This is a genomic window from Plantactinospora mayteni (genome assembly GCF_016862935.1).
GTDB lineage: Bacteria > Actinomycetota > Actinomycetes > Mycobacteriales > Micromonosporaceae > Plantactinospora > Plantactinospora mayteni.
The window spans coordinates 224,998-241,745 of the sequence record NZ_BONX01000007.1 but is presented as its reverse complement, the minus strand read 5'-3'; the positions used below and the strand labels follow the sequence as shown (position 1 = coordinate 241,745).

Sequence of the window (16,748 nt, the reverse complement as noted above, 5' to 3'; positions counted from 1 at the left end):
CTTATTGGGTGAACGTTCAGTTGACAACTTCCGACCGCCGCTGCTTCACTGGGGCGAGCTATTGAATGAACATTCATTTGAGAGGTGACGACGATGGCCGGGACAGCCGGGTGGAGCGCAGCGGACATGCCGGGGCAGGACGGCCGGACCGCCCTGGTGACGGGCGCGAACAGCGGGGTGGGCTACGAGACCTGCCGGGCGCTGGCCCGGGCCGGGGCAACCGTGATCATGGGCGGTCGGGACGAGGCCCGACTGGCCGAGGCCGCCGCCGCGATCCGGGCCGAGACGCCCGGCGCCTCCCTGGAGGTACGCCGGCTGGACCTGGCCGACCTCGACTCGATCAGCACGGCGGCGGCCGGCGTACTCGCCAGCGGTCGACCACTCGACCTGCTGTTCAACAACGCCGGGGTGATGGCCATCCCGCAGCGGCGTACCACCCGGGACGGGTTCGAGCTGACCTTCGGCACCAACCACCTCGGGCACTTCGCGCTCACCGGCCACCTGCTGCCCGCGCTGCTCAGATCCGGGGCGGCCCGGGTCGTCACGGTGAGCGCGATCGCCGCCCGCTGGCGCTCGGCCGAACTGGTGGACGTCGACAGCGAGCAGACGTACCGGCCGATGCGGGCGTACGCGATGTCGAAGTTCGCCAACGTCGTCTTCACCCGGGAACTCGCCCGACGGGCCGCCGGCACCGGCCTCGTGGCGGTGGCCGCACACCCCGGGGTGAGCCCGACCGGGATCGCCCGGGAGGCCCCGCGCGTCCTGGCGGCGGCCAACGTCCTGCTCCGGCCCTTCCTGTTCCAGAGCACCGACCGAGCCGCCCTGCCGTCGCTCTACGCAGCCACCCACGCGGGACTGACCGGCGGCGAGTACATCGGGCCGACCGGGCGGGGCGAGAGCCGTGGCGCACCCGGCCTGGTACGGCTGCCGGAGCACGCCGACGACCCGGAGACCGGCCGCCAACTCTGGGACCTCTCGGTCCGCCGGACCCGGGTCGACTACGCCTTCCCGAACTGATCCGCGTTCCCGAACCGCACCGCGTCCCCGTACTGATCCGCGTTCCCGAACCGCATCGCGCCCGGACCGGCGTGCCCGGACCGGCGTGGCCGGTCGGATCTTCGCGGAAGTACCCCGACCGGCTGCCGTCGGCCTGTCCGCACACCGTTCCGCGACCGGCTGCCGGCGGCCTGTCTTCGGACATCTGCCGGAACCCCCGGCGGGGCCGGCGGTACGCCCGTAGGAGTTTTCCGCGCGGTCTTGCGGCCGGGCCGACCCGCCCGGGAAAGTGAGGACCGGTACCCGAAATGCCGGTCCCTCTCGGTGAAAGGCCACGGATGTCCGAGCGTGTCCCCGCCACCAGTAGTCACGACCTGCCGGTGCCCCCGGCGCTCGCGGAGTTCATGCTCGGCGGCTGGGCGCCGACCGAGGCGCCGGTCCGGGCGGATCCCGGGGTGGCCGGCTGGGCGGCGAAACGGCGGGCCCGGCTGGCCGGGATGTTCCCCGGCGAGCACCTGGTGGTGCCGGCGGGCGGCGCACCGGTACGCAGCAACGACCAGTTCTTCCGGTTCCGGCCCGGCTCCGACTACACCTGGCTGACCGGGGACGGAGACCGGGGCGGCGTCCTGGTGTTGGATCCGGCCGGCGAGGCGACGCTCTACACCGACGAGCCGCCCCGGCCCGGCACGGCCGCGTACTGGACCGACCGGAACGCCGGCATCGTCTGGAACGGTCCCCGGGCCGACCTGGCCACCCTGGGCGAGGCGCTGGAGATCCGCTGCCGCCCGATCGGCGAGCTGGCCGGGACACTCGGCTCGGCCGGCCGGGCCCGGCTACTGAGGACGGTCGATCCGGCCGTGGACGCACTGGTGCCGGTGACGGATCCAGTGGCCGACGCCGATCTCGCGGTGGCCCTGGCCGACCTGCGGCTGGTGAAGGACGAGTGGGAGGTCGGGCAGCTTCAGCACGCCGTCGACGTCACCGTACGCGGCTTCGAGGACGTGGTACGGGCACTGCCGGCGGCGCTGGCCGGCGGCGGTGAACGGTGGCTGGAGGGCACCTTCGCCCGGCGGGCCCGGTCCGACGGCGAGGAGGTCGGCTACCAGCCGATCGTGGCGGCCGGCGGGCACGCGGCGGTACTGCACTGGAACCGCAACACCGGTCCGGTACGCCCCGGCCAGTTGCTGCTGCTGGACGCCGGGGTCGAGGTCGGCACCCGGTACACCGCGGACATCACCCGGGTGCTCCCGGTCGACGGCCGGTTCAGCCCGCTCCAGCGGGACGTCTACGAACTGGTCCGCCGGGCGAACGACGCGGCGATCGGGCAGCTCCGGCCCGGGGCGATGTTCCGGGACTACCACTGGGCGGCGATGGCGGTCTTCGCCGCCGGTCTGGTCGACCTGGGCCTGCTGCGCTGCTCCGTCGACGAGGCGCTGGATCCGGAGCGGCAGCTCTACCGCCGCTGGACGCTCTGCGGCTCGGGGCACATGCTCGGGCTGGACGTGCACGACTGTGCGCGGGCCACCACCGCCCGGTACGTCGAGGGCGAGTTGCAGGCCGGCATGGTGCTGACCGTCGAGCCGGGACTCTACTTCCAGCCGAACGACGAGTTGGTGCCGGCCGAGCTGCGCGGGCTGGGGATGCGGATCGAGGAGGACCTGCTGGTCACCGAGGACGGCAGCCAGAACCTGTCGGTCGCGCTGCCGCGTACCGCCGACGATGTCGAGAGCTGGATGGCCCGGCTGGCCGACTGAGGCCGAAGGAGCGCGGCGGCGCCAACCGGCTGCTCCGGTTACCGCCCGGACGAATGGCGCCGGGCCGACCGGGATACCACTGAAACATGTCACTGGCATTAGCGGCGCTTTTCGGCGCCGCCCGATCGCTCGGGTAACCGATCGCCTATCGGCGACTTCGCTTCGTACCCGTATTCGCCGCCTTCTCGGATCACGTGCCCTTGACCGGGCATCGATACCTGTTTAGATTTCCTTTCCGGAACACTTCCGAAAAGTTTCGCAGGCACCGCCCGGTCATGCCCACCTCCTTACGGTCCGGAGCGCGGAATGAGCAGATCGACCACCGTCGCCGGTACACCGGCACCCGTCCCCCGTCGATCCACCAGTCGGAAGGTCTGGCGAATGCTGCTGTCGTCGACCCTCGCCGTCACGGCCGCCCCCGGCCTCGCCGCCTCACCCGCCGCCGCCTCCGGCTCCGGCGGCCGGGAGGTCGGGCGCGATCCCGCCGGCTTCGTCTCCACCCGGTCGACGCCGGGCAGCCTGCCGCTGGTCGAGCGGGGTCGGGCCGCGACGCTGGTGGTCAGCGCCAGCGACCATCCCGGAGTGGTCCGGGCAGTCGGTGACCTGCGGACCGACGTCGAGCGGGTCACCGGGGTACGACCGGCGTTCGCCACCGACCAGGTGCCGAGCCGGGGCGAGGTGGTGCTGGTCGGCACCATCGGAAAGAGTCCGCTGATCGACCGGCTGATCGCCGCCGGCAAGCTCGACGTGCACGGCATCGCCGGCAGGTGGGAGACCTCGCTCCAGCAGATCGTCTCCAACCCGCTGCCCGGGGTCCGTCGCGCCTTCGTGATCGCCGGCAGCGACCAGCGCGGCACCATCTTCGGGGCGTACGAGGTGTCGAAGCAGATCGGCGTCTCGCCCTGGTACTGGTGGGACGACGCGCCGGCCCGGCACAGCGCCGAACTGCACGTGCTGCCCGGCCGGCACAGCCAGGGCACCCCGGCGGTGAGGTACCGGGGCTTCTTCATCAACGACGAGAACCCGGCGCTCGGCACCTGGGCACCGAACTTCTTCGGCCCCGGCCTGGCCCCCGGCTATCCGGGCGGCTTCAACCGGCACTTCTACGCCAGGGTCTTCGAGACCATGCTCCGGCTGAAGGCGAACTACCTCTGGCCGGCGGTCTGGGGCCGCGCCTTCGCCGAGGACGACCCGGCCAACCACGCCACCGCCAAGGAGTACGGCGTGGTGATGGGGACCTCGCACGAGGCGCCGATGATGCGCGGCATCGAGGAGTGGAACCGGCACGCCCGGGGCGGCACCGACCCGTACGGCGGAACCGGCGAGTGGAGCTTCCGGCGCAACTCCACGGCGTTGCGGGAGTACTGGCGGGACGGCGTCGAGCGGATGGCGGAGCAGGACTTCGAGGGCGTGGTCACCCTCGGCATGCGCGGCAACGGCGACGTCAGCCTGCCCGACGGCGACGGGATCGAACTGATGGAGAGCATCATCGCCAGCCAACGGCAGATCCTGGCCGAGTCCAGCGGCCGGGAGCTGACCGCGATCCCGCAGGTCTTCACCCTCTACAAGGAGGTGCAGCGCTACTGGGACCGGGGCATGCGCCCGCCGGACGACGTCACGGTGGTCTTCTGCGACGACAACTGGGGCAACATGCGGAAGTTGCCGGACCAGAGCCTGCCGGCCCGCTCCGGCGGCTACGGCATGTATTACCACTTCGACTACGTCGGCGGCGGCCGGAACTACAAGTGGGTCGACACCATCAACCTGGCCAGCACCTGGGAGCAGCTCCACCTGAGCTACCAGTACGGCGTGGACCGGCTCTGGGTGGTCAACGTCGGTGACCTGAAGAACGAGGAACTGCCACTGCAACTCTTCCTCGACTACGCCTGGGATCCGTCGAGCATCCCGATCGAGAAGCTCGACGACTGGCAGCGGGCGTACGCGGCGCAGAACTTTCCCGAGCGCCACGCCGGGGAGATCGGCGAGATCCTGCACGAGTACGGCCAGCTCCAGGCGCGACGCAAGCCGGAGCTGCTGAACCGCCGGATCACCCTGGACCCGGCGAAGAACCCGGCGAACGACTCCTCGGCGGTGGTCTACACCGACACGAATCCATACAGCCTGACCGCCTACCAGGAGATGCGCCGGGTGGTGCGGGAGTGGGCGGAGCTGGCCGAGCGGGCCGAACGGGTCCGGGCGAGGCTGCCGGACGGCTACGACGACGCCTACTACCAGCTCGTGCACTACCAGGTGGCGGCGACGGCGAACCTCTACGCGCTGCGCGAGGCGCAGTTCACCAACCTGCTCTACGCGGCCCAGGGCCGGGCCGCCACCAACGCGCTGGCCGACCTCGCCGAGCAGCGGTTCGACGCCGACCAGGCGATGTCCGACTACTACAACACGACGCTGGCCGGCGGGAAGTGGCGGGGCTTCCAGACCCAACCCAAGATCGGGTACGGCGACATCGCGCGCTACGGCCCGAACGCGCCCTGGCAGCAGCCCGAACTGAACAACCAGGCGCTGCCGGACGCCTTCTATCCGCACCTGCGCCGGATCGAGCTGCCGGCCACCGCCGAGCTGGGCGTCGCGGTCGACGGCTCGGACAAATACTGGCCGGCCGAGCCCGGTGCGGCGGTACTGCCGACGTTCAGCCCGTACCAGAGCCAGCCGGGGCAGTACCTCGAAGTCTTCAACCGGGGTTCGGTGCCGTTCGACTACACGGTCCGGGCCGGCGTGCCCTGGTTGAAGCTGAGCCACAGCGGCGGTCGGGTCACCGACCAGGTCCGGATCGAGGTCCGGGTCGACTGGCGGCACGCGCCGTCCGGCAGCAGCACGGTGCCGATCACGGTCACCGGCCCGGATGGCGCCAGTGTGGTCGTGCAGGCCAATGTGGACAACCCGCAGGGTCTGCGGCCGAGGGGGCACGTCGAGGCGAACGGCTACGTCTCGATCCCGGCCGGCAACTACACCCGGGCGGTGCAGAGCGGCGGAGTGCGGTGGAAGCGGATTCCGGACCTCGGCCGGACCGGTGACGGGCTGACCCCGTTCCCGGTCACCGCCGCCAGCCGGACGCCGGGCGGGGACAGCCCGCGCCTGGAGTACGAGCTGACGCTGACCTCGGCCGGCCCGGTGAAGGTGTCGGCGTATCTGTCGCCGCGCAACAACGTGCTGCCGACCGAGGGGCTGCGCTACGCCGTCTCGATCGACGGTGCCGCGCCGCAGGTCGTCAACGTCAGCACCAGCACCGGGGCGAACGACACCTCGATGAACCGGCAGTGGGAGCGGAACACCTCGCAGAACGTCAACGTCACGACCACCACACACACCGTCGACGCGCCGGGGGTACACACGCTGACGTTCTGGATGGTCGACCCGACCGTCGTGGTGCAGCAGCTCGTGGTGGAGACCGCCGAACTCCCGTACAGCTATCTCGGTCCGCCGGAGAGCCGGCGGATCGGCGACTGAGGGGAGCTGAAAAAGGTTCACTGGACGACATCAGGCCCAAAGCGCGACATCATAGGATCGCCGCATCGAGAGAGAGGAATGCCCATGCGTCGAAGCCAACGCCGGCTGTTCGCCGCCACGGCCCTGACCGCGCTGAGCCTGGTCGCCGCCGCCTGCGGTGCCCCGGAGACCGCCGGGCCCGGACCGACCGGGGGCGCGGTGCCGGAGAAGCCCGGCTCGCCGGTCGTACTCAACATCCTCGACGTCGCCGGCAACCTGCAACTCACCCAGACGATGATCGACGACTTCGTCGCGAAGAACTCCGACACGGTGTCGCGGGTGACGTACTCGAAGTCGCCCTCGCCGGAACTGGTCGGCAAGGTCAAGGCCCAGCAGGACGCGAACCGGGTCGAGATCGACCTGGTGCTGACCGGGGTGGACGGGCTGGCCGCCGGCATCGACCAGGACCTCTGGACCCCGCTGCTGCCCACCCACGCCGGCCGGCTGCCGGGAATGGCGAACTACCTGCCGGGTGCGGCGGCGATGCAGAAGCTGGCCGGCGACCACGGGGTGACGATCACCTACTACCCGTCCGGGCCGCTGATCGAATACCTGCCGTCGAAGGTGTCCAACCCGCCGACCTCGGCGCAGGCGCTGCTCGACTACGCCAAGGCCAACCCCGGGGCGGTGCAGTACGCCCGCCCGTCCAACTCCGGTCCCGGCCGCACCTTCCTGATGGGCCTGCCGTACCTGCTCGGCGACTCGAACCCGAAGGACCCGGTGAACGGCTGGGCGAAGACCTGGGCGTACCTCGCCGAGCTGAACAAGTATGTCCGGCTCTATCCGTCCGGCACCGGCGAGACGATGAAGAACCTGGCCAACGGGTCGGCGAAGATCATCGTCTCGACCACCGGCTGGGACATCAATCCACGGGTACTGGGCACCGTGCCCGAGGAGGCGAAGGTCGGCACGCTGGAGGGCTTCCACTGGGTCACCGACGCGCACTACGCGGTCGTCCCGAAGGGAGTCTCGACGGACAAGCAGGCCGCCATCCTCGCCCTGCTCAACCACATGCTGACGCCGGAACAGCAGGCCAAGGCGTACGACCAGGGCTACTTCTATCCCGGGCCGGCAATCAGGGACGTACCGCTGTCGATGGCGCCGCAGGCCAGCCGCGAGGCGATCGAGAAGTACGGGCGCCCGGAATACGAGCAACTGATCGCGAACAACCCGCTGGAGGTGCCGCTCGACGCCAAGGCGCTGGTCGAGGCGTTCAACCGGTGGGACCGCGAGATCGGCGGCGCGAAGGTGAGCAAGTGAGCTTCGCCGAGTTGCGGTTGGAGGGCGTGACGCGGAGCTTCGCCGGTCATGACGCGCTGACCGAGCTGAGCCTGACGGTCCGGCGCGGGGAGTTCATCGCCCTGCTCGGGCCGTCCGGCTGCGGCAAGTCCACCGCGCTGAACTGCCTCGCCGGCCTGCTCCCGCTGACCCGGGGCAGCATCTGGTCCGACGAGACCCGGCTCGACACCGTACCGGCCGAGAAGCGCGGCTTCGGCATGGTGTTCCAGAACTACGCCCTCTTCCCGCACATGTCGGTACGCCGCAACGTCGCGTTCGGCCTCCAGATGCGCCGGCTGCCCCGGGCCGAGGTCCGGCGGCGTACCGAGGAGGCGATCCGGCTGGTCCGGCTGGAGGAGCACGCCGGCAAGCTGCCCGGACAGCTCTCCGGCGGACAGCAGCAGCGGGTCGCCATCGCCCGGGCGGTGGTGCTGGAACCGGCGCTGGTGTTGATGGACGAGCCACTGTCCAACCTGGACGCGAAGCTGCGGCTGGAGATGCGTACCGAGATCCGGCGGTTGCACCAGTCGCTCGGGCTGACCACGGTCTACGTCACGCACGACCAGGAGGAGGCGCTCTCCCTGGCCGACCGGCTGGTGGTGTTGCGCGAGGGACGGGTGCAGCAGATCGGCACCCCGGAGGAGCTGCACACCCGACCGGCGAACTGGCACGTCGCCGACTTCATGGGCTACCGCAACCTGCTGCGGCTGCGGGCCGAGTCCGGTGGCGGCCCGGAGGTGGTGGTGACCGGCCAGGGCATGCGGCTGGTCGGCACCCCGGTCGGGCCGGTCTCCGCCGGTGCCGAGGTGATCGCCGGGGTACGCCCCGAGGACCTGCGGATCACCGGGCCGGACGAGAGCGTACCGGCCACTGTGGAGGTGGTGGAATACCAGGGGCGGGAGGTGGCGGTCGAGGCGCGTACCGCCGAGGGGGTGCAGTTCAACCTGCGTACCGACCAGCGTCCGGCACTGGGTGACCGGATCGGGATCGGGGTCGATCCGGCCCGACTGCTGGTCTTCCCGCTGACCGAGCCGGCCGAGCAGTCCGAGCAGTCCGGGCAGTCCGAGCAGTCCGGGCAGTCCGGCGACGGACCGGCGCCGGACGTGGTGGCCGGGTCGTCGACGGACGCGCCGGTCGAGGCGGCACCGGACAGCTCCGCCGAGACGGCCGTGGACGAACCGGCCGGCGGAGGCTCCCGGTGAGGGCCACCGAGAGCCCGCCCCGGGCCGGTGGACCGACCGGTGAGCGACCGGCCGAGCGGCGGTCGCCGGGTCCGGCCCGGGTGGCGTTGCGGCACCGGTTGGCCGAGCGGGGCATCGACCGGCAACTCCTGCTGCTCGCCCCGGCCGCGCTCTTCGTCCTGGTGCTCTTCGTCTATCCCTTCGGGTACGGCGTCGGGTTGTCGTTCCAACCGGCGGAGGGTGGGCCGTTCGGCGCGTACCAGGAGTTCTTCTCCGATCCGTACCAGCGGGACACCATCTGGACGACGTTGAAGCTGTCGCTGCCGGCGGCGCTGCTCAACGTCGCCGCGTCGGTGCCGATCGCCTATCGGATGCGCGGGCGGTTCCGGGGGAAACGGCTGCTCACGACCGTGCTCGTGGTGCCGATCACCCTCGGCACGGTGCTCACCGCGCAGGGGCTGCTCAACTTCCTCGGCCCCACCGGATGGTTCAACCGGATCCTGCTCGGCGTCGGGTTGGCCGACGAACCGGTCCGGCTGACCAACAACTACTGGGGAGTGTTCTTCTCCATCGTCATCACCGGCTTCCCGTTCGCCTTCCTGCTGGTGCTGTCGTACCTGTCGGGGATCGACCCGTCGCTGGAGCGGGCCGCCGCCACCCTCGGCGCCGGCTGGTGGCAACGGTTCCGCCGGATCACCCTGCCGCTGCTGGCACCCGGCCTGGCCACCACGTTCTGCCTCACCTTCGTACTGGCGTTCAGCGTCTTCCCGTCGGCGATCCTGGTCGGTGACCCGGCCGGTACCACGAGGGTGATCTCGATCGCCGCCTACGAGGCGGCCTACGTCCGGTACGACTATCCGATGGCCGCCACCATCGCGGTGCTGATGGGGCTGGTCGAACTGCTGGTGATCGCGGCCGTGCTCGGCTGGCGGGCGCTGCTCTACACCGGATCGACGGCGGGAGGGAAGGGCTGATGGGCGCGGTGACCGCCCCGGCGCCCCGCCGCCGTCGCCTGGTCGCCCGGCCGGCGGCCTGGCTGATCTGGGGCGTGGTGGCGTTCTTCTTCGTCAACCTGGCCGGCGTGATCGGCTCGGTGCTGGTCAGCTCCTTCGGCGACCGCTGGTACGACACCTGGCTGCCGCAGGGCTGGACCACCCGCTGGTACGGCCAGTCCTGGCAGGAGTTCGGGCTCTTCCAGGTGCTGCTGGTGACCCTGGAGGTGTCGCTGCTGGTGGTCGGCATCTCGGTACTGGTCGGGGTGCCCGCCGCGTACGTGCTGGCCCGTCGCTCCTTCCCCGGCCGGCGGCTGCTCTACCTGCTGTTCCTGCTGCCGATCCTGATGCCGCCGATCACCTACGGCATCCCGCTGGCCACGGTGCTCTACAAGTACGGCTTCGCCGGGCACCTCTCCGGAGTGGTACTCGCCAACCTGGTGCCGTCGGTGCCGTTCGTCATCCTCACCATGACGCCGTTCATCGAGCAGATCGACCCGGCGGTGGAGCGGGCGGCCCGGATGTGCGGGGCCGGCACCCGGCAGATCTTCGTCCGGATCCTCGCTCCGCTGCTCACCCCGGGCATCCTGGCCGCCTCGATCCTGGTACTGGTCCGGACGGTCGGGATGTTCGAGTTGACCTTCCTCACCGCCGGGCCGGACTCCCAGACCCTGGTGGTGGCGCTGTACTACTCGATGTCGGCGGCCGGCATCCGGGCCCAGCAGTCCATCGACGCGATGGCGGTCATCTACACCACGATGATGCTGGTGCTGCTGGTGATCGCACTGCGGTTCGTCAATCCGACCCAGTTGGTCGCCCGGGTCCGCGAGGACGTCGACTGATCCCTGTCGCGGCCCGGGTACCGGCGCCTCGGACCCGGGTCGCGACAGCCGCCGGTCAATTTCGCGATAACCCAGAAAGCGGGGCGAATCACCTAGTAGACAGAAGTCCTAGCTGCCTCGCCCGCCAGGAGTACCCGTGTCGCATCACCTCGACTCCCCGCTCGCCCTCCAGGACACCCGGCTCGACCTGACCGACCAGTACGTCTTCCCGGGCGAGAGCGGGACCGTCCTGATGATGAACCTGAACAGCTCGGCGGCCGGCAAGGACGCCAAGCAGGGCTTCCACCCCGAAGCCCGGTACGAGTTCAAGGTGCACCTCGACGGTGCCACGGTGGAGAACCTGACCTACCGGTTCAGCTTCGACGAGCCCGACCAGAGTGGCGAACAGACGGTACGGCTGCACGTGCTCACCGGTGCGGAGGCGCCGGACGACACTGCGAGCGGGGACCTGGTCGCCGAGGGGCGTACCCACAGCATGATCTCCGGCCCGAACGGGCTGCGGCTCTGGGCGGGCCGGGCGGTGGACCCGTTCTACATCGACCTGACGCTGCTCGCCGCGATCGACTCGGCGGTCAAGGACGGCGCCCGGCTGGACCTGACCGGCTGGCGGTCGGACGCCGCCAAGAACAGCTTCGCCGACACCACGATCCACTCGATCGTGCTGGAGATCGCCGACGACGATCCACGGATCGGCACCGGCCGCGACATCTGCACCTGGATCACCAGCAAGCTCGCCACCGACGCGGGCGGCTGGCGCCAGGTCAACCGCTTCGGCCACCCGATGGTCTGGCCGATCCTGCGGCAGCCGGTCGACACCGAGTGGGCCAGCAGCGCCAACCTGGGCCACCCGGAGACCGACGCCCGCGCCGACGGAGAGCGGATCGCCCAACTCGTCGCCGGGGTGGTGGCCGCGAACGGCACCTCCCTCGACCCACCCGGGTACGGCGAGCAGGTCGCCCGCCGCCTGCTGCCGGACCTGCTGCCGTACCGGACCGGTACTCCGGCGAACTACGGCTTCAACGGTTTCAACGGCCGTACCCTGGCCTGCAACGCGCCGGAGACGATGTTCTCGCTGATCCTGAACCGGGCCACCACCGCCGGACTGACCGCGCAGCAGAACGCGGGCGCCCGCACCGACCAGTTCCCGTACGTCGTCGCCGCCCGCTGAACCTTTTTCAACCTGGACCGCGCGGCGCTCACGCACCGCCGCTGACCTTGCGGTTCGTCGGACCGGAAGGGGAGGTTGAAAAAGGTTCACTGAACGCCCGCCGGGGACACGGTCAGCCCTGGAACATTCCGGCGAGCACCTCGGCGGTCCGGGCCGGGTTGGTGGCGACGAAGTAGTGGTCACCGGGGACCATGTGCAGGCTGGCGATCCGGTCGACCGGGATCCGGGCGGTGACCGCGTCCCGGGTACAGAGCCCGTCGTCGGTGCCGAGCAGCAGGTGCACGGCCCGGGAACGTACCCCCTGGAAGCCGTCCGGGGCGAGCGCGATGTCCCGGCGGAACCGGGGCAGCAGCAGTCGGGTGATCTCCTCCGAGGTGAGCGCGTTGGTCGGCAGCAGCCCGGTGCTGCGCAGCCCGGCCAGCAGGGTCTCGTCGTCGTCGGAGACCAGCGCCGGCCGCTCGGCACCGGGCAGCATCGGCGGGGCGGAGAGCACCACCTGGGCCCCGCCCAGCCCGTCCCCGGCGGCGTCGGCCACCGCGGCGGCCAGCACCGCACCGAGGCTGTGCCCGAACAGGACCGCGCCGTCCGACAGGTACGGCGTGCCCGCCTGCCACCAGGCGCGGGCCGCGTCGGCGATGGTGGCGCCGTCCCGGTAGGTCGCCTCGCCGGCCACCACCCGCCACGAATTGGGCAGGTGCCGGGCCAGCCGGGTGAACGCCCCGGAGGAGCCGCCCGCGTACGGGATGCAGACCAGGGTCCGGCCGGGGCCGTCGCGCAGGATCCGCATCCGGACCGTCGCCGGCTCGCCGGCCCGGCCACGAAGCTGGAACCGGGCGAGCTTGCCGGTCGAGGTGGTCGGCAACGCCTCGACCACCTCGACGACGGCGGGGCGCTTGTGCGGCGGCAGCCCGGCCCGGAACGCCGCCCGGGCCGCCCGGCGCAGCGCGCCCGGGTCGACGCCGGGAGCCGGCACCAGGTAGGCGACCGCCTGCTCCAGCCCGGCCTGGTCCCGCGCGCCGACCACCGCGCACTGGGCGAGCCCGCCGAGGTCCCGGACCGCCGCCTCGACGTCGAGCGGCGAGACCTTGTAACCGCCGATGTTGATCAGGTCGTCGTGCCGGCACAGGTAGCGCAGTTCCCCGTCCGGCTCCTGCCGGACGATGTCCCCGGTGTATGCCCCGCCGTCGGCGAAGGTCCGCGCCGCCGACTCGGGACGGTCCAGATATCCGGCGGCCACCGCCGGTCCCGCCACGTGCAGCCGGCCCTCCGTCCCGGCCGGCACGAGGTGGCCGGCGTCGTCCCGGACGGTCACCGTCGTGCCGGGTACCGGCGTGCCGGTCGAGCCGGGCTGGCTGCCCCGGGTGGCCACCACGATGTGCAGTACCTCGGTCGCGCCCAGCCCGTTGACCAGCGGCACCCCGAAGGTGCCGGTGAAGTCGGCACAGAGCGACGCCGGCAGGTGCTCCCCCGCCGAGACGGCGAGGCGTACCGAGCCGAGGTCGGGGGCGCCGGTCGGGTCGGTCGGGTCACCCTGCCCGGCCCGGTCGAGCAGCGCGGCGTAGACCCGGGGCACCGCGCAGAGCACGGTCGGGCGGTACCGGGCGATCGTCGCGGCCAGCCGGTAGACGTCCGGTGGGCCCTGGTTGAGCAGTACCCCGGCACCGGCGGCGAGCGGGAAGAGCAGCGAGTTGCCGAAGCCGTACCCGAAGGAGAGCTTGGCGGTGGAGAGCACCAGGTCGTCGGTGCGCAGGTCGAGGAGCCGGCCGAAGCCGTCCAGTACCCCGGTCACGCCGGCCCCGGTGTGCAACACCCCCTTCGGCTTGCCGGTGCTGCCCGAGGTGTACTGGATCAACAGCACCTCGGACGCCGGCTGGCTGACCGGCGGCGGTGACGGCGGTGCGCCCGGGGCCAGCCACTCCGGCCCGCCCCGGGGCAGCCGCAGGCCGGCCTGGTCCGCCCGCGCCGCGCCCGCCTCGTCGGCGTGCAGGAATCCGGCCGCGCAGTCCTCGGCGATGAAGCCGAGTTCCGCCCCGGTCAGCATCGGGCTCACCGGCACCGCCACCGCACCCCGCCACCACAGCGCCAGGATCGCCACCACGGTCGGCAGGTCGTCGTCGGCCACCACCAGTCCCCGGGTGCCGGGGCCGATCCCGGCCTCGGCCAGCCGCGCCGCGTAGCCCCGCACCGCGCGGTACAGCTCCGCGTAGCCGAGCCGCTCGCCCGCGCCGGTCAGGTACGCGACCCGCTCGCCCCGACCGGACGCGAGCGCTCGCCCCACCAGCCGCTCGACGAGGTTGGCGCTCCCCATGATGAAACCTCCAGGATGGCTGCGTTGCCGGACGGTTCGATCGCCAGCGCGAGCAGGCTCGTCGGCGCCGGGGCGCTGGCGCAGTACGCGACGGCACAGGCCGCCGCCAGCAGGCCGCCGGCCGCCCCGAAGTCGCCGAGCGACGACTCCAGGTGCCAGACCGGCCGGGTGCCGTCGTCGGCGAGCGCCTCGGCCAGCTCGGTGTCGACGGTGGAAACGATCGTGCCGACCGGCCCGGCCGGTGTACCGCCGACCGGCGCGGCACGCTCGGGCGCGCGGCGGTCGGACGGTGCACCGGCGGGCGGTCCGGCCACCCTGCCCGATCCCGCGGGGCGGGCGGCGCGGACCAGGGCGCGGCACTGGGCCGCCAGGTCGGACGGGTCGAGGCTGGTCCGGCGGAACCGGCCGAGTCGGATACCCGGTTCACCGTCCCGGTACGGCGACACCGCGAGGCAGGCCGCCCCCTCGGCCGCGACGTACTCGTCGGCGAGTCCGGCCAGGCTCCACCGGCTCACCGTCGCCGAGCCGCCGACCAGGGCCCGGGCCGCCGCACCGTCGCCGAGCAGCCGGGCGGCCTCGACCAGTGCGCTCAGTCCGGCCGTCGTACCGCCGGTCGTCGTCTCGTTCGGGCCGTCGAGTCCGAGCCGGATGGAGACGGTCGCGGCCGGTCCGTTGAACGCCGAGGCGGGACCGATGCTCGGGTTGCTCAGCCCCGGGTCCAGGGTGGCCGCCTCGACGCAGATGGTGCCGTACTCGGCCAGCCCCGCGGTCGAACTCGCCCAGAGCACCGCCGCCGGACCGGCCTCGACGGGGTCGACCAGTGACGTCGCGAGCCACGGGTCGGGCGGTTCGCCGGCCGGGGCGGCATCGGCGTCGGCTGCCGCGGCCAGCGCGAGCAGGGACTCGGGGGGCAGGACCCGCAGTCCCCGCCCGGCGACGGCGGCCGGGAGGCGGGGCGGGACCGGGGCGTGCGTACGCCGGTCGAGCGGGCCGAGGTCGGTCTCCGGGGCCTCGAAGCGGCGTACCGGTGCCGGTGGCAGGGGTGCCCCGTCGACCAGTCGGGCCAGTTCCGCCACGTCGGCCACGCCGGGCAGCCGCAGCCCCAGGCCGCGTACGACCATCCATCCGTCAACCGGCGGCATGATCGTCCTTTCCGAGCAGTACCGTCGAGACCCCGCCGCCGAAGCCGAACGCCTGGCTCAGCACGACCCCGACCGGGGCGCGTCGGCCGGTCGGCTCGACCAGGTCGATGCCGCCACAGGCCGGGTCGGGTTCGATCAGCGTGACGTTGCCCGGCACCAGGTCGGCGGCGAGCGCGTGCACGGCGACGATCGCCTCCAGGGCGGCGGCGGCCCCCTCGGCGTGCCCGAACTGTCCCTTGATCGACGAGACCACCGGCCGGCGCCGGCCGGCCAGCGCCTTGGCCACCGCTCGGGCCTCGATCCCGTCGCTGGCCTGGGTGCCGGTGCCGTGCGCGCAGACCCAGTCCACGTCGTCGCTGGTCAGTCGGGCGCGGTCGAGGCAGCCGTGGATGGTCGAGACCAGACCGTTGCCGTCCGGGTGCGGCTGGGTGGGGTTGTGCGCGTCGGCCGCGGCGGCGCAGGCGAGCAGCCGGGCCAACGGCCGGCCGCCCCGGGCCGCGACCCGGTCGGCCCGTTCCAGCACCAGCACTCCGGCGCCCTCGCCCGGGATGGTGCCGCGCCGGTTGACGTCGAACGGCCGGACGGTGTCGACGGCGAGGGCGCGCAGCGAGGTGAACATGGCGAGGATCTCCAGCGAGAGTTCGGAGACGCCGCCGCAGACCGCAACGTCGACCTCGCCGGCCGCGACCGCCCGGGCGCCGGCGGCGATCGCGCTGTTCCCGGCCGCACAGCCGGGCGCGAACAGCACCGTCGGGCCGGTGACCGTGACCACCTCGCGGAGCGTGCCGAGCAGGGTGTCCGGCTGGGCCCAGGCCCGACCGGAGACGTCGAGCCGGCCCGCACCGATCCCCTGGTCCAGGATCGGCCGGGTGGCCATCACGGTGCCGGCGAAGACGCCCAACCGGTGCGCCCGGCTCCGTTCCGGTACCCCGGCGTGCCGGAGCGCCTCCAGCGCCGCGACCGCGAGGAACCGGGCGGCCAGGGACGCGTGGCCGGGCACCATCGCGTCGAGGTCCGCGACCGCGCCGGCCGGGATCTCGGCGCCGCAGCGGGCCGGATAGCGGGACATGTCGAACCGGGTCACCGGGCCGGTCAGCACCCGCCGTTCGGTCACCGCCGTCCAGAGCGCGTCCGCGCCGAGGCCGGCGCCGGAGACCGCGCCGACCCCGGAGACCACCACGGCCGGACGGCCGGCCCGGGTCCGGTCACGGTCCAACGGAGATGCCCCGATCCCGGAGTACGGCGAGCGTGTCGCCGAAGTCCTGGAGTCCGGCCGCCTCCTCGTCGGTCAGCCGTACGCCGAGCTGCCGCTCGATCCGGACGACGAATTCGACCTTCTGCACGGAGTCGATCCCGAGGTCTTCGTAGAAGGCCGCACCCTCGGTGATCTCGTCCGGGTTGACCTCGAAGATCTCCGCCGCCAGGTCCCGCAGAACGGCGGTCGACACCCTGTCTCGCTGTGCCAAGTCCGGCTCCCTTCCCGATCACCGCTCGCCACGTTTCATGGAACTTGCGGGTGGGCTCAGAGTGAAGTTTTCCAGGAAGGAAACGACGCGGGAATCGCTTGAGATGCGACCAAAGAG

The 16,748-nt window shown here is 72.1% G+C and carries 12 protein-coding genes; 8 read left to right on the top strand and 4 right to left on the bottom strand.

Annotated features, from left to right (window positions below):
- Positions 1-93: 93 nt before the first annotated feature.
- The 8 genes from Pma05_RS06815 to Pma05_RS06780 all read left to right on the top strand — a co-directional run bounded on the left by Pma05_RS06815 (position 94) and on the right by Pma05_RS06780 (position 11,715).
- Complete coding sequence (locus tag Pma05_RS06815; RefSeq protein WP_203856426.1) at positions 94-1,017, top strand: oxidoreductase; 924 nt, start codon at positions 94-96, stop codon at positions 1,015-1,017.
- 317 nt (positions 1,018-1,334) lie between these two features.
- Positions 1,335-2,750, top strand: a complete 1,416-nt coding sequence (locus tag Pma05_RS06810; RefSeq protein ID WP_203856425.1) for an aminopeptidase P family protein — start codon at positions 1,335-1,337, stop codon at positions 2,748-2,750.
- A gap of 381 nt (positions 2,751-3,131) precedes the next feature.
- Positions 3,132-6,215, top strand: a complete 3,084-nt coding sequence (locus tag Pma05_RS06805) for a glycosyl hydrolase 115 family protein (protein WP_203856424.1) — start codon at positions 3,132-3,134, stop codon at positions 6,213-6,215.
- 84 nt (positions 6,216-6,299) lie between these two features.
- Positions 6,300-7,514 (top strand): extracellular solute-binding protein, encoded by a 1,215-nt coding sequence (locus Pma05_RS06800; RefSeq protein ID WP_203856423.1) that lies wholly within the window; start codon positions 6,300-6,302, stop codon positions 7,512-7,514.
- Complete coding sequence (locus tag Pma05_RS06795; protein WP_203856422.1) at positions 7,511-8,734, top strand: ABC transporter ATP-binding protein; 1,224 nt, start codon at positions 7,511-7,513, stop codon at positions 8,732-8,734. Before Pma05_RS06800 ends, Pma05_RS06795 begins: the two co-directional genes overlap by 4 nt.
- A complete protein-coding gene (locus tag Pma05_RS06790; protein ID WP_239311799.1) occupies positions 8,731-9,687 on the top strand; it encodes an ABC transporter permease in 957 nt (318 codons plus the stop codon). The genes Pma05_RS06795 and Pma05_RS06790 overlap by 4 nt, the downstream gene beginning before the upstream one ends.
- Positions 9,687-10,547, top strand: a complete 861-nt coding sequence (locus Pma05_RS06785; RefSeq protein ID WP_203856421.1) for an ABC transporter permease — start codon at positions 9,687-9,689, stop codon at positions 10,545-10,547. The genes Pma05_RS06790 and Pma05_RS06785 overlap by 1 nt, the downstream gene beginning before the upstream one ends.
- 136 nt (positions 10,548-10,683) lie before the next feature.
- Positions 10,684-11,715 carry a DUF4331 family protein gene (locus Pma05_RS06780; RefSeq protein WP_203856420.1) on the top strand — a complete coding sequence of 344 codons (1,032 nt, stop codon included), beginning with the start codon at positions 10,684-10,686 and terminating at the stop codon, positions 11,713-11,715.
- A gap of 112 nt (positions 11,716-11,827) precedes the next feature.
- On the opposite strand, the gene Pma05_RS06775 is transcribed toward Pma05_RS06780, so the two are convergent.
- Genes Pma05_RS06775 through Pma05_RS06760 form a run of 4 tightly spaced genes read right to left on the bottom strand, consistent with a single transcriptional unit; the run spans position 11,828 to position 16,631 of the window.
- The gene (locus Pma05_RS06775; protein ID WP_203856419.1) at positions 11,828-14,023 is read right to left on the bottom strand and encodes an AMP-binding protein; all 2,196 of its coding nucleotides are present in this window, start codon (positions 14,021-14,023) and stop codon (positions 11,828-11,830) included.
- Positions 13,945-15,165, bottom strand: a complete 1,221-nt coding sequence (locus Pma05_RS06770) for a beta-ketoacyl synthase N-terminal-like domain-containing protein (protein ID WP_203856418.1) — start codon at positions 15,163-15,165, stop codon at positions 13,945-13,947. Before Pma05_RS06770 ends, Pma05_RS06775 begins: the two co-directional genes overlap by 79 nt.
- A complete protein-coding gene (locus Pma05_RS06765) occupies positions 15,152-16,381 on the bottom strand; it encodes a beta-ketoacyl synthase N-terminal-like domain-containing protein (protein WP_203856417.1) in 1,230 nt (409 codons plus the stop codon). Before Pma05_RS06765 ends, Pma05_RS06770 begins: the two co-directional genes overlap by 14 nt.
- Positions 16,371-16,631: an acyl carrier protein gene (locus Pma05_RS06760; protein WP_203856416.1), complete on the bottom strand. Its 261-nt coding sequence runs from the start codon at positions 16,629-16,631 to the stop codon at positions 16,371-16,373. The genes Pma05_RS06765 and Pma05_RS06760 overlap by 11 nt, the downstream gene beginning before the upstream one ends.
- Positions 16,632-16,748: the final 117 nt, after the last annotated feature.